The sequence below is a fragment of the Flavobacterium sp. Root420 genome, from assembly GCF_001427905.1.
Lineage (GTDB): Bacteria > Bacteroidota > Bacteroidia > Flavobacteriales > Flavobacteriaceae > Flavobacterium.
Window position 1 is genome coordinate 525,604 of the sequence record NZ_LMEF01000012.1, and the last position, 15,171, is coordinate 540,774.

Genomic DNA, 15,171 nt, shown 5'->3' on the forward strand with positions numbered 1-15,171 from the left:
ATTAGTGTTTTTTTATGACCGAAAGTCAGTAAATATGGTGCAAATCCGCGTAAAATAGTATTATTTTGTAACTTGAAACAATTAAAATGAATCAGATAAAAAAACTTTTAATTATTGGTTTTGTGTGGCCCGAACCAAATTCGTCTGCGGCTGGTGGCAGAATGATGCAATTGATTTCTATTTTTAAGGAAAATGGATTTGAAATTACATTTGCAAGTCCGGCTTTAGATAGCGATTTTATGGTTGATTTATCTGAACTTGGAGTAGAAAAAAAATCAATCGAATTGAATAATTCAAGTTTTGATGATTTTATAATGGATCTTAATCCGGATGTTGTTTTGTTTGATCGATTTATGATTGAAGAGCAATTTGGCTGGCGTGTGGCTGAAAGTTGTTCAAAAGCGATTCGATTATTAGATACTGAAGATTTACATTGTTTGCGCGTTGCAAGGCAAAAAGCATTTAAAGAAAACAGAACTTTTGAGTTAAATGATTTATTATCTGAAGAAGTAGCAAAACGTGAAATTGCCAGTATTTTAAGATGCGATTTGTCTTTTATTATTTCTGAATTTGAAATGAATGTTTTGAAGGAGGTTTTTAAAATTGATTCGGATGTATTGTATTATTTGCCATTTTTGGTTTATGAGATGTCTGACCTGGATCTTTTGAAATTGCCTTTATTTGAGGAACGCAAAAATTTTGTTTTCATCGGAAATTTTCTTCACGAACCCAACTGGAATACTATTCAATATTTAAAAGAATCGATTTGGCCTTTGATTAAAAATCAATTTCCAGAAGCCGTTTTAGAAGTTTACGGCGCTTATCCATCGCAAAAAGTATTGCAATTACATCAATCAAAAAATAGTTTTTTTATTAAGGGAAGGGCAGTAGATGCGAATGAAGTAGTAAAAAATGCCAGAGTGGTTTTAGCACCGATTCGTTTTGGAGCAGGTTTAAAAGGAAAATTATTAGAAGCCATGCAATGCGGTACGCCAAGTATGACGACTACAATTGGTTCTGAGGCGATGTACGCGAATTTACCCTGGAATGGTTTTATTACAGATGATATTGAAACATTTGCGAAAAAAGCAGTTGAATTATATCATGATGAAAATTTGTGGAAACAATCTCAAAAAAATGGAGTTGCAATCGTCAATGAATGTTATCAGTTAAGCAAATACTCGACTGCTTTAATAGCGAAAATCAATTCGCTGCTGAATGATTCTGAAAGCCACCGTCTTCAAAATTTTATGGGAAGTTTGTTGCAGCACCATACTTTAAAAAGCACCAAATATATGGCGAAGTGGATTGAAGCTAAAAACAAAAATTAGCCTGTCATTTTTCCAAATCCTACTGTTTCTCGGTACAATTGAGGCGAAACATCGGCGTTGGTTTTAAAAAAATCCCCGATTAAATGAACAACCGGGGATGTAAATTGTAAACTGTGACTGAAAACTATTTCAATAAATCACCAACAGCCTGTACGGTTGTTGCATGATAGCCAGATTTTGCTTTATTAAAAATCTGTTTTGCCCAGATTTTTCCTTCCGGAGTTTTAACCATTTCTTTATAAAGCGACATCAATGATCCAGTTCTGCTCGTTGCAATCATAAATTGCTCGATCGCAGGATAAGCCGTTTTGTATTGATGACGAATCGCCTGAATGAACCATTGACGTTTGATAACGAAGTTTCCGTTTTTAGTAAAGCTGAATTCATTATCAATAGCAGTCATTTCTTTAGCAGTAATATCAGACGGAAGATAATCGATAAAATGCTGCTTTTCTGTAGTTGATTTTATCTTTTCGCTCAATCCTTTAACGCCGGTTGTTCTCCAGTTTTTCTGAATATTGTCTATTGCAATAAAATCTTCAGAAGAAACAGCTGTAATGTTTGATGGAACTCCAGGTTTGTAAATCCAATCATCTAACTTGATTTTATCAGCCAGCGCTTTGTCATCTTTAATAAGATTCTCTTTTAGGTATTTTACAAAGTCTTCTGTTGTGATAGATTGAAAAGCGTGTGCATCAAAATAGTTTTTAATAAACGGATCAAATTTTTCACGGCCAACAGCGGCTTCAATTACTTTCAGGAAGTTGTATCCTTTTACGTATGGAATTTGACTGATTCCATCATCCGGGTTTCTGTTGGTAAGGCTTACTTTTAATCTTGTATCAGGATTGGTTGCTCCGTATTCAGCAATATTGTCATCCAAATCTTTACGAGTTAAAACATCCTGCATTTCGGCTTCTTTCTTGCCGAAAATTTCTTCTCCGATTCGGTGTTCAACATAAGTTGTAAATCCTTCATTTAACCAAATGTCATCCCAGGTTGCATTAGTAACTAAGTTTCCGCTCCAGCTATGACCTAATTCGTGTGCTAATAAACTAGTTAAAGAACGATCTCCTGCAATTACGCCTGGAGTTAAAAAAGTTAGGTTTGGATTTTCCATTCCACCATAAGGGAAACTCGGAGGTAAAACCAAGACATCATAGCGTCCCCAACGGTATGGACCGTAAAGTTTTTCTGCAGCATGAACCATTTTTCCTAATTCGGCAAATTCCCAGGCTGCTTTATTTATTAAAGAAGGTTCTGCGTAAACACCAGTTCTATTGTCAATCGATTTGAATTCAATATCTCCAACAGCAATCGCCATTAAATAAGACGGAATTGCTTTGTCTTGTTTGAAAGTATAAACTCCGGTATCATTTTTCTTTTGTGGATTTACAGCGCTCATTACTGCCATTAAATCTTTAGGAACCGTAACTTTTGCATTGTAAGTAAAACGAATTCCAGGTGAATCCTGACATGGAATCCAGGTACGTGACCAAATACTTTCTCCCTGAGAGAATAGGAAAGGTTTCTTTTTATCTGCCGTTTGCTGTGGATTCAACCACTGTAATGCAATCGCTTCTTTTGAGGTACTGTAATAAATATTTACTTTCGTTGTATTTGGTTCAATTGTAATGTGAAGCGGTTTTCCGTGGAATTCAACTGCTGCACCTAATTCAAATTTCGTTTCCTTTTCTTCGTCTCCTAAAGTTACTTTGGTAATGTTTAGTGTATTCTCATCGAAGATAATTTCATTTCCTTTACTAATATTATCAATTTGCCAGGAAGCTTTTCCTGAAATAGTCTGTGTGTCAAAATCAACTTTGATGTCGAGATCCAAATGTTTTACTACTGCAAGTTCTGGTTTAGAGAAGGAGTGTTCATCTGTAACAACAGCTGGTTTTTCGGTTTGCTCTTTTTTCTCACAGGCTATGGCTGTCAGGAATAAAGTTACAAGGATTAGTTTTTTCATTTTATGAAGTATTGAATTTTGAGGATGAAATTAAATAAAAAATCCCGTTTTGAATAAACAAAACGGGATTTAAATATAAAATTAACAGCGATTATGCCAACATTGTAACTGGGCTTTCGATGTATTGTTTTAATGTTTGTAAGAACTGAGCACCAGTTGCACCGTCAATTGTTCTGTGGTCGCAAGCTAATGATAACATCATTGTGTTTCCAACTACAATCTGACCGTTTTTAACTACTGGTTTCTCCACAATTGCACCTACAGAAAGGATAGCAGAGTTAGGTTGGTTGATAATTGAATTGAATTCAGTTATACCAAACATTCCAAGGTTAGATACTGTAAAAGTACTTCCTTCCATTTCTTGTGGTCCAAGTTTTTTGTTTTTAGCTCTTCCTGCAAGATCTCTTACTGAAGCACCAATTTGAGATAAACTCATAGCGTCTGTAAATTTCAATACAGGTACTACTAATCCGTCTTCAACTGCTACGGCAACACCAATATTAACGTGGTGGTTGATGATGATAGCATCTTCTTTCCACTGAGAGTTAATTTTTGGATGTTTTTTTAAGGCTAAAGCGCAAGCTTTAATTACCATATCGTTGAAAGATACTTTTGTGTCAGGAACCGTATTGATTGTCGCTCTTGCACCCATAGCTTCGTCCATGCTTACTTCGATCACTAAATTATAGTGAGGTGCAGTAAATAATGATTCAGCAAGACGTTTTGCGATAATTTTACGCATTTGAGAGTTTTTGATCTCTTCTGTGAAAACTTCTCCGGCAGGAACAAATACTTTTGGTGCAGCAGGAGCAGCAGCTTCTTGTGGTTTAGCAGCAGAAGTTGCAGCAGGCTGAGCTTGTGCAGATGGAGTAAAGTTTTCGATATCGCTTTTTACGATACGTCCGTTTTCTCCAGATCCTTTAACCTGAGTTAATTGGATTCCTTTGTCAGAAGCGATTTTTTTAGCTAATGGTGAAGCTAAAATTCTTCCTCCGTTTGAGGAAGTATCTGCAACAGCTTCAGTAGCTTTTTCAGCAGCGGGAGCAGCTTTTTCTTCAGTTGCAGGAGTACTTGCAGTTGCAGCACCTCCGGCAGTATAGTTTTCAGCAATTCCGGAAATGTCAGTTCCGGCAGGTCCGATGATGGCTAGTAAGCTATCAACAGGAGCTGTATTTCCTTCCTGTATTCCGATGTATAATAATGTACCTTCATTGAAAGACTCAAACTCCATTGTAGCTTTGTCCGTTTCAATTTCAGCTAAAATATCACCTTCAGCAACAGCATCACCTACTTTTTTCAACCAGGTTGCTACAGTTCCTTCCGTCATTGTATCACTCAAACGAGGCATCGTTACAACCACAACACCTTTAGGTAATGCAGCAGCAGCTTTTGCGGGAGCAGCAGTTTCAGTTTTTGCTTCAGCAGCAGGAGCCTCTTTTGTTTCAGCCTTTGGTTCCGAAGCTTCGGAACTAGCAGCAGGAGCATCACCACCAGCCAATAAAGCCGAAATGTCTTCTCCTTCGTTTCCAATAATTGCTAATAAGGAATCAACAGGAGCAGTTTCTCCAGCCTGAATTCCGATATGTAAAAGAGTTCCTTCGTTAAAAGATTCGAACTCCATTGTTGCTTTGTCTGTTTCAATTTCAGCAAGGATATCTCCTTCGCTAATTTTGTCGCCTACTTTTTTAAGCCAAGTCGCTACCGTTCCTTCCGTCATAGTATCGCTCAAACGAGGCATTGTTACTTTTATCGCCATAATATGTTATAGTTTATGAGGTGTAAATGGATAGTCTTCTTGTGCATATACTACATCGTATAATTGTTGTAATTCAGGATATGGAGATTCTTCAGCGAATTTCACACATTCTTCAACCAGGTCTTTCACTCGTTGGTCAATTACTTCAATTTCTTCTTCTGTAGCATATTTTTGATCCATAATTACATCTAAAACTTGTGTAATAGGGTCAATTTTTTTGTACTCTTCAACCTCTTCTTTAGAACGGTATAGTTGTGCATCAGACATAGAGTGTCCTCTGTAACGGTACGTTTTCATTTCAAGGAAAGTTGGTCCGTCTCCACGACGGGCTCTGTCAATTGCTTCAGTCATTGCTTCAGCAACTTTTACAGGATTCATTCCGTCAACTGGTCCGCAAGGCATTTCGTAACCTAAACCTAGTTTCCAGATATCAGTGTGATTTGCAGTTCTTTCAACAGAAGTTCCCATTGCATAACCGTTGTTTTCAACGATAAATACAACTGGAAGTTTCCATAACATTGCCATGTTAAAAGCTTCGTGTAGTGAACCTTGTCTTGCAGCTCCATCACCAAAATAAGTCATGGTAACACCGCCAGTTTCAAAATATTTATCAGCAAAAGCTAAACCAGCTCCTACCGGAATTTGTCCACCTACGATTCCGTGACCTCCGTAAAAACGGTGTTCTTTAGAGAAAATGTGCATAGAACCTCCCATACCTTTAGAAGTTCCTGTTGCTTTTCCTAAAAGCTCAGCCATTACACGTCGAGGATCAACGCCCATACCAATTGGCTGCACGTGGTTTCTGTAAGCAGTAATCATTTTATCTTTGGTCAAGTCCATAGCGTGCAAAGCACCCGCTAATACAGCCTCCTGACCATTATATAAGTGTAGAAAACCTCTAACTTTTTGTTGAATGTATAATGCTGCAAGTTTGTCTTCAAACTTTCTCCAAAGCAGCATGTCTTCGTACCACTTTAAATATACTTCTTTTGTAACTTCTTTCATCTGAATTCTTTCTTTTGCTAAAGTTGTTTGTGTTATCAATTGTTGCCTATAACGCAAAATAGTTTCCTCCCACAAATTTGCGCCCGAAAGGTCGGGATGCAAAAATAAGACATTACATTTAAGAACTAAAATTTAAACGCTGTTTTTTGGCTTTTTTTTACAAGAACTTTTTATCAAACATAAATGGAAGCAGATTTTTTAGGGATGCTGATTGATAAACTTCACCTGTTTCGCCCATAAAATAGATTTCGATAGGGGTGTCCTGCTTGATTTCATATTCTGCAATTGATTGTCGGCAAGAACCGCAAGGTGGAATTGGAGCTGTAGTTTTATTCGTATCTGAGGCTGCGGTAATTGCCATTTTTAAGATTTTAGCTTCAGGATAAACACTACCCGCGTAAAAGATGGCCACACGTTCTGCACATAAACCCGAAGGATAAGCTGCATTTTCCTGATTTGATCCGACAACTATTTTTCCATTATCTAGAAGTAATGCAGCTCCAACTCTAAATTGAGAATAGGGTGCGTATGCTTTTTTGCGAATTTCAACAGCCTGATTCATTAAATCCTGAATTTCAGCTGTAAGCTCTTTTAAGTTGTCGTATACTATAAATGATGATGTGACGCTTATTTCTTTCATTGTTTTTATGGGAAAAAAAATCCAAATTCCTAAAAAATAGAAATTTGGATTGTTATTGTTTTTTTTATTTTGTCTTTTTAATATTCTTCGTATTTGTCGCCAAAGTTAAACGTTAAAGAAAAACGAAGTGTGTTTTCTAACGGATTTTTAACTTTTGAAGTAGAGAATAAATAAGAAACATCGATTTTTACGATATTATATTTGAAACCAGCGCCTAAGGAGAAAAACTGTCTAGCTCCTTTTTGCGGACTTTCATGGAAATAACCTGCTCTTACAGCAAATGAGTCCTGATACATATATTCTCCGGCTACACTATAGGTAATTTCTTTTAATTCTTCGCTAAAGCCACCCGGAGCATCTCCAAATGATTTAAAAATTCCTTCAACCCAACCGATATCATTGTAATTGTTATAATTGATAGTGTTAGCCTGTTCCTGCGAAATATCTCCCGGATCTGTAAAATCCCCATCTCCATTTGCATCGACTGGTGTTCCTGGTCCCGGAGGAGTCGGTACTAAGAGTTTAGCGAATTCAACGCTAACGCCAACTTTATTATAATCGTCCAGAATAAAATCGAAACCTCCACCTAGACGTAAATTGGCAGGTAAAAAGTTAGCGCTCAAATCATCATTATCATAGCTGATTTTTGGGCCTAAATTTTGAACATTGAAACCTGCTCTCCATCTCCCATTAAAATCTGAGTACGCAATTTCTTCTGTTTGATAAAATCCGGCAACATCGACAGCGAAAGATTTTGCAGCGGAAGCATCAATATCTTCTGAGGCAATTTTTAAATTGGAACGAATATATCTTCCAGCAACTGCCATAGAAAATTTTTCGCTAAGTTTTAGAGAGTAAGAACCATCTAAAGCAAATTCGTTTGGTGAAACTATTCTGGCAGCTTCATTAGGATCTCCTGTTGTTCTTAATTCTATATCTCCAAAGCCAAAATAACGAAAGCTTCCTGCAAAGGCACTTTTTTCGTTGATCCTATTATAATAGGTTAATTGACCAAGTGAAATATCATTGGCTAAATCTGTTAAATAAGGCGTGTAACTAATTGAGAGACCTTGCTTGTCTAATGCAAAAGCATATTTTGCAGGATTCCATTGTTGAGAATAAGCGTCAGCAGAAGTTGCTACACCCTGATCTGCCAAACCTGCTGCTCTCGCATCAGCGGCTACTAATAAAAACGGAACTCCAGTTGTAATAGGTCGATCTTGGGCTTTAACGTATGCAACAATTAAAAAACAAAGTAATAAAAGTGATATTTTTTTCATTTATAGGGCTAATGGTATTTATGATACAAATATATATATTATTATAATATGACAAGCTTTTCGTACTTTTCTGCTTTTTTATTTGTTAAATTTGATTTGACAGTGAGTTTGTAAATGTAAACTCCTTTTCCAATTCGGTCCCCAAAATCGTCTTTTCCGTCCCAGGTTATTTCTCTTGATAAGAAACCTTCCGTAGTAATGATTTGATTTTTTGTCCAGACAACCTTTCCGGTAATAGTCATTACCTGAACCTGCACATCCAAAGGTTCATAAGGCCTGTTATGTGAAAACCAGAATTGGGTATAAGTTGAAAATGGATTCGGATAATTAAGAACATGGGTTAATGTCAATGATTCATCTCCAACGACGATAAATTGTATTTCACTTGTAACGGGATTGTTGTAAACATCCCAGGCTGTGAAACTTATTGTGTGCATACCTGCGGACAGATTTCTTAACGGAAAACGTAAATTTCCATTCGTATAATCGTCTAATTTTGTTTGATAATAATCATTCAAAATGTACGGATTGCTTACATCTCCATCTAAAATTGCAACAATATCATGACCAATTCCACTCGCGGTATTTATACCATTTTCATCTTCTAATAGCGCCAAAAGAAAAGGTGAGCTATTCGTAATACCACCTGAAACAAAAGTTTCGTCGTTCATATATAACTTCACTTTTGGACTAATATTGTCCTGAGGTGCATTTTCATTTATTCCCCCAATTTTAATAATATTACTATAACCCGATTGATTTTCTAACAGCTGATTTTTTTTCGAATAAAAACTAATTTTCCCATAATCAACAGGAATTCGAATGTCTCTCGGAACAACAAAACTAAATTCAAACTGGCCATTGGTTACGGTCGCATTTCCCCTAAAAATAGTTTCTCCAAGAGTTTTGAATGACATTGCAGGGCTATATCCATCATTATTTAAGGTCGAAGTTGTAATTAATTTGTCAAAAATAGCTGTAGCTAATTCACCGTTGTAATTGCTTAATAATGTGTTGTTTTCATCTGTAATTTCACCTGTAATTTTAATTTTTGAAAGCGATTTAAGGTCTGGAATCGGTTGTGAAATCACAACATCGTTTACTTTTGTTAAATTTATTCTTGGTTTCGGTATCGCCAACATCAAAGCGGGATCTCCAATGTAAAAAATAACATTACTGGAATAACTCGGGTTTTCATTTTTTGAAATTCGAAGTGCTTCTGCAATTGTTGTGTATTGATTTGAGCCGTAAGAAAGCAGGTTTTTGCTTAAATTATCATTGAAGTTTTCGGCATTAAACTGACCAATTGCCCTGATCGTAGTCAGCATCGAAATAGCACCTCCTTTTGGATTCCAAAAAGTATATTCACCGGCCGTTGGTCTTGTTGGGTCGTCAAATCTTGAGAATTCACATGTAATAGTGATGAATAAAGGATATTTATATTGGTTGTTTAAGTTTTGACCATCTGATTTTTCCCAAATTCGCTCACTTGCCAAACCATCTTCACCACCATGTCCTAAATAATTAAAAACTAAAGCTCCTTTTTCAAAAGCATTAAAAAGATCAGTTCTTGCTTTTGGATATCTTGATCCTCCTGCTGAAGCTTCTTGAGTATAAGAATCTAAAATAATTTTATCGATATTAAAAAACGGTTTTTCAGTTGCAATAACATCAGCTAAACTATTTTGGCGCGACTGTAAAGAAGCGTCAGAACTTTGGTCTGAATCATCACTGACTAAAACAACATTATTTCTCCAGTTGCCATACGACTTTGTATCATGATATTCCAATACCTTATTAACCATTTCTCCCGCCTGAGCATTGTCTGAAACCAACATCCTTCCTACGGCTATATCAATTCCGCCAAAAAACGAAATGATATTTCCTTCATCCGGATCCATGAGCCCGTAAAAATCATCAGAAGCAAATGAAGATTCTCCAATTGTATTACTATTTAAGGAATGATATATAGGTACAATATTCGTGTTGTTCGAAATTCTATCCTTATAATCAAATGAAGCATCTCCAAATAGATTTACATATTTTATTCTTTTTTCTGGCGAAGAAGCATTTTCATAAATGTATTTAATGCAATTGCGAATAGCTGCAATGTCTTGTTTTCCTGAAGCGAATTCCTGATAGATATTCTCTAAGGTAATTACCTTTGTGTTTAAATTAGAATAAGTACGATGAAAATTAGCTAATTTTTCAGCCTGGGAAACTAAAAACTTTGGAGCAATAATTACATAATCGATATCCTGAAAACTATTTTGTGCATTTTTAAATATGGTTCCTTTTAAGTTTTGATTGGTGATTTTTGATTGACTCTCTTTTAAAGGAGTGAAATAATCTGCAGGATCAATGGCGATATATTTTCGAACTTCTCCTAATGAAGCCTTGAAGCTGAAGGTTGCCTGATTTGGGTTTTCTATTTTTGATACATTATATAGGTCTGTAATGTCCCAAATTTGAGAAATGCCTGAAGCGTTTCCAATCGTGTAATTTGCAATTCCGGTAGTTGAACCGGCTAAATCGTATTGAAATTTAAATTGTTTTCCTGTACCTAATAATTTTCGTCTGGCAATCAAATTGATGTAATCGAGATATCCTTTCGATCCCGGAACTCCGTTATTATTATAGGTAAGTTTTATTTTTACGCTTTCAGTTCCTGTGAAAACGGTATTAACAGGTAGTTTTCCGGTATAAAACTTTATATCTGAACTTGAAACTAATGCATTGAAATTAATAGTGCCAATACTTTGACCATTAGCAGCAATTGCAAATGACGTAGGAGTAAAGGCAGCCGATGCAGCACTAACTTCAATTTTTACAGGTACGGAAACATCAAGATTTGGGAAAGTGAATGAGAATTCCTGTTCCTGATTAATATCAAATGATTCCCCGAACCATTGACGTCCCAGATGAGCAATATTGGTCTGGTCGATTTCGTGAGATTGATAGTCATCAAACGTGTTTAGCTCGAGAGTGGTATTTGAAGAAGGCTGATTCAGGTTTGGAATTCGCTTTCCATCTCCGCCAATTACTGTTATATAATAATATGATTTGGTATCAAATAAATTGAGGTTTGTCTGACTCTCGGTATTCCAGTTGTCTGTTCCCTCAGCATAAAAAAGGATATAGTCTTCATTGTTAAAGACGCCATCGGATTCACCAATAATCTGAATGGCATTTTCAATTAAGTCGTCTGGGTAATAAGTGTTGTTCATTAAAGGAAGCATTCTTCCTCCGTTGCCATAAATTTTGATTCTTTTAGGACCAGTTTTAGAAGGATCAAACCCTAAGCTTTGCAAAAAAGCTCTTGAAATTTTATAAACGCCTGATTTTTCGATGTAAAAGCGATACCAATCTCCACTCGCTAACACTGAATTTTGAATAATATTTAATTTTTGTGTGAGAGAAGTACTGTTGCTTTTGGATGTATTATTGTTTAAATTATAAGAAAATGATCGAATTCTTTTAAAGCTGTTTCCTTCTTTAATAATAGGTGAAAGTGAGATAAAAATTTGTTTTTTATCTCTTGAAGAGGCGATTTTTAACGTTTCATTTGGTTTTTCGGGGATGTTTCCCAGCGATAAATCACCCAAATCAGAGATAGAGACTGATTCATAAATAATGTTGGAAATTTGAACAGAAGAACTGTTGGAATAATCAGATTGATTCAAATTAAGCAGTAATGTTATGCTTTTTTTTGAAATATCATACCTGAAACTATTACCTGAAAAATAAGGTACGATCATTTTAAAATCGCCAAAACTCATTTCTTTTTTAGTTTGCCAATCTATTGTGAAGTCCCTATTTATTTGGGAAAAAGCCAAAATTGGAACCAGAAAAAAATGTAAGATTAAGGCTTGTTTCATAAGTTGAAAAAACGAAATTATTTTTAAAATATTTTAGTAAGTAAAAATATAGTATTTCATGTTATAGTAAATAATAAAAAGTATATTTTTGCGTTCGTAACTATAGGTTATTTTCTGGTAAAAAAACAGTGAAATAAAATTATTAGAACAGATGTTGCTAATTAAATGTTAATTATTATATTGCAGCACCTAAATTTATCACCTAAGAATGAGTATGAAAGTAAACAAAATTGTAGCCTTGCAATTAATGATGTCAATGGTATTGATGTTAGGCACGGCTAGTTGTAGCAAAAAATCGAGTTCCAGTCACGCTTCTCGAGCAACAGGTTGGGACGTAGATAGTCAGAATGGAACTTCTGCCAGAAATGCAGGGAAAAAACAACAGGCTGGTCCTGGTTTAGTTTTTGTTGAAGGAGGTACATTTACTATGGGTAAAGTACAGGATGATGTTATGCACGATTGGAATAACACGCCAACTCAACAACACGTACAATCATTCTATATGGATGAAACTGAAGTTACGAACGGTATGTACTTAGAGTACCTGGAGTGGTTGAAGAAAGTTTTTCCTCCAACAGAAGAAAATTACAAGAATATTTACGAAGGAGCATCGCCAGATACTTTAGTATGGAGAAATCGTTTAGGATATAACGAAACGATGACTAACAACTACTTAAGACACCCTTCTTATGCAAACTACCCTGTAGTTGGTGTAAACTGGATTCAGGCAGTTGAATTTAGTAAATGGAGAACAGACCGTGTAAATGAAGCTGTTCTTGAAAAAGACGGATATCTTAAAAAAGGTGCTAAAACTACAGACGTAAGTGCCGAAAGTTTGTTTAATACTGAAGCTTACCTTGCTTCGCCTTCTACTACTTATGGTGGTAACGAAGAACTTGTATTAAAGAAAAATCCAAACGGAAGAAGACCAAAAGCTAATAAAGATGGTGTAGTAGAGGAGAAAAATGTGTACGCACAACGTTCTTCAGGAGTTATATTACCAGAGTACAGACTTCCTACTGAGGCTGAATGGGAGTATGCAGCTGCAGCTGATGTTGGACAAAGAGAATATAATATCTATAAAGGACAAAAGAAATATCCTTGGTCTGGAGATTATACACGTTCATCAAAACGTAAAAACAAAGGAGATCAATTGGCTAACTTTAAACAAGGAAACGGTGATTACGGTGGAATTGCAGGTTGGTCTGATGATGGAGCTGATATTACAAATTCTGTAAAAAGTTATGCACCAAATGATTTCGGATTATACGATATGGCAGGTAACGTAGCAGAATGGGTTGCCGATGTTTACAGACCAATTATTGATAATGAAGCGAATGATTTCAACTACTACAGAGGTAATCAATACGCTAAGAACAAAATTGGTAAGGACGGTAAAATTGAAATCGTTTCAACAGCAAGCATTAAATATGATACTTTAAGCAACGGTAAAGTTGTAGCAAGAAATCTTCCGGGAGAGATTGCTCAGGTTCCAGTTGACGAACAAGAAACATATTTGAGAACAAATTTCAGTACAAGCGATAATATCAATTATAGAGATGGTGACAAACAATCTTCAAGATATTTTGACTTTGGAGATTCTGAATCAGGACCAAAAACAGATCAGGCAATGTACAATTCTCCTAAACATAATATCACTACTGATAGTTTGGGTAAGATGATTAGAAAATATGACAACTCTAGCAAACGTACTACTTTAATCGATGATAAAGTAAGAGTTTACAAAGGAGGTTCCTGGAGAGACAGAGCATATTGGTTAGATCCGGCTCAAAGAAGATATTTCCCTCAGGATATGGCAACAGATTACATCGGATTTAGATGTGCTATGTCTAGAGTAGGTTCAAAAGCTGAAAAAAGAAAATCGCCTAGAAACTAAGTCTTAGAAATTTCAATTACAAAAATTCCAAATTCCAAAAGCTGAACATTTCAGTATGGAATTTGGAATTTTTTGTGTTTATTTTTTTCTATTTTTACGGTCTATTAAAAATTTTATAAATGAATATTCAGGAAATTCATAACCTCTTTTTACAATGTAAATCTCTTTCAATTGACACAAGAAAAATTGAAAAAGATTCGATGTTTTTTGCTATTAAAGGCGAAAATTTTGATGCAAATACTTTTGCGAAGCAAGCACTTGAATTAGGTGCTTTATTTGTTGTTATAGACAATGAATCTTATTTTATAGATGAAAGAACAGTTTTGGTTCATAATAGTTTAGAAACGCTGCAGGAATTAGCAAAATTTCACCGAGCCTATCTAAAATTACCCATTATTGCCCTGACAGGTAGTAACGGAAAAACTACAACTAAAGAGCTTATTAATGTTGTTTTGTCTAAAAAATACAAAACGAAAGCTACAGTTGGAAATTTGAATAATCATATTGGTGTTCCGTTAACATTATTAAGTTTTAATGCAGAAACTGAATTTGGAATTGTGGAAATGGGGGCAAATCATAAAAAAGAAATTGAATTTTTATGTGAAATTGCTCAACCAGATTACGGATATATAACCAATTTTGGAAAAGCACATTTAGAAGGTTTTGGCGGCGTTGAAGGTGTAATAGAAGGTAAGAGCGAAATGTATCAGTATTTGGCTAAGAATAATAAATTGGCTTTTGTAAATCTTGAAGATCCTATACAAATTGAAAAATCTGTTGGTATAAAATCTTTTACGTTTGGTATTGATAATAATAAGGCTAATGTCAAAATCAAAAAGATTACTGCAAATCCTTTTGTTGTTATTGATTATGATCAATTTAGTGTTCAATCGCATTTAATTGGATTGTACAATGCAAATAATATTAATGCAGCAGTTTCTATCGGGTGTTATTTTAAAGTGGATGACAAAGCTATAAAAGAAGCAATTGAAAGTTATATTCCGGAAAACAACCGGTCGCAGTTATTAAAAAAGGGATCGAATCAAATTATTCTGGATGCTTATAATGCAAATCCGAGTAGTATGGCTGTTGCTATTACCAATTTCCTTCAATTGGATAGCGAGAATAAAGTAATGGTTTTAGGTGATATGTTTGAATTGGGAAGAGAGAGTCAGCAAGAACATAAAATCGTTGTTGATTCATTAATAAACCAAAATAAATCAATTTGTTATTTTATCGGGAAGTCATTTTACGAAAATAAGATTTCAAGTGAAAACATTCATTTTTTTGAGACTTTTGAAGATTTCTCAAATCATCTGAAAACGATACATTTTGAAAATAATAGTATTTTAATAAAAGGTTCCAGAGGTATGGCTTTGGAGCGAACTTTGGAATATATTTCATAATAGCAA

9 protein-coding genes are annotated in these 15,171 nt (G+C 35.2%); 3 read left to right on the forward strand and 6 right to left on the reverse strand.

Features of this window, described 5'->3' with window-relative positions; genetic code table 11:
• Positions 1–86 precede the first annotated feature (86 nt).
• On the forward strand, positions 87–1,331 hold the full coding sequence (locus ASC72_RS09940; RefSeq protein ID WP_056190318.1) for a glycosyltransferase family 4 protein: 1,245 nt from the start codon (positions 87–89) through the stop codon (positions 1,329–1,331).
• 124 nt (positions 1,332–1,455) lie between these two features.
• On the opposite strand, the gene ASC72_RS09945 is transcribed toward ASC72_RS09940, so the two are convergent.
• From ASC72_RS09945 to porU, 6 genes are all read right to left on the reverse strand, one after another.
• Positions 1,456–3,303, reverse strand: coding sequence for a hydrolase/aminopeptidase (locus ASC72_RS09945; RefSeq protein ID WP_056190320.1), 1,848 nt, complete (start codon positions 3,301–3,303; stop codon positions 1,456–1,458).
• Positions 3,304–3,394: 91 nt separating this feature from the next.
• Positions 3,395–5,059, reverse strand: a complete 1,665-nt coding sequence (locus ASC72_RS09950) for a pyruvate dehydrogenase complex dihydrolipoamide acetyltransferase (protein ID WP_056190322.1) — start codon at positions 5,057–5,059, stop codon at positions 3,395–3,397.
• A gap of 6 nt (positions 5,060–5,065) precedes the next feature.
• Positions 5,066–6,064, reverse strand: a complete 999-nt coding sequence (gene pdhA, locus ASC72_RS09955) for a pyruvate dehydrogenase (acetyl-transferring) E1 component subunit alpha (RefSeq protein WP_056190513.1) — start codon at positions 6,062–6,064, stop codon at positions 5,066–5,068.
• Between the two features lie 157 nt (positions 6,065–6,221).
• Complete coding sequence (gene cdd / locus ASC72_RS09960; RefSeq protein ID WP_056190323.1) at positions 6,222–6,704, reverse strand: cytidine deaminase; 483 nt, start codon at positions 6,702–6,704, stop codon at positions 6,222–6,224.
• Positions 6,705–6,781: 77 nt separating this feature from the next.
• Positions 6,782–7,984 (reverse strand): type IX secretion system outer membrane channel protein PorV, encoded by a 1,203-nt coding sequence (porV, locus tag ASC72_RS09965; RefSeq protein WP_056190325.1) that lies wholly within the window; start codon positions 7,982–7,984, stop codon positions 6,782–6,784.
• Between the two features lie 41 nt (positions 7,985–8,025).
• Entirely contained in the window at positions 8,026–11,862 is a 3,837-nt protein-coding gene (gene porU, locus ASC72_RS09970) for a type IX secretion system sortase PorU (RefSeq protein WP_056190328.1), read from the reverse strand.
• Between the two features lie 214 nt (positions 11,863–12,076).
• On the opposite strand from porU, the gene gldJ reads away from it, so the two are divergent.
• Positions 12,077–13,759: a gliding motility lipoprotein GldJ gene (gldJ, locus tag ASC72_RS09975; RefSeq protein WP_056190329.1), complete on the forward strand. Its 1,683-nt coding sequence runs from the start codon at positions 12,077–12,079 to the stop codon at positions 13,757–13,759.
• 119 nt (positions 13,760–13,878) lie between these two features.
• Positions 13,879–15,165: a UDP-N-acetylmuramoyl-tripeptide--D-alanyl-D-alanine ligase gene (gene murF, locus ASC72_RS09980; protein WP_056190331.1), complete on the forward strand. Its 1,287-nt coding sequence runs from the start codon at positions 13,879–13,881 to the stop codon at positions 15,163–15,165.
• The last annotated feature ends 6 nt before the right edge of the window (positions 15,166–15,171 follow it).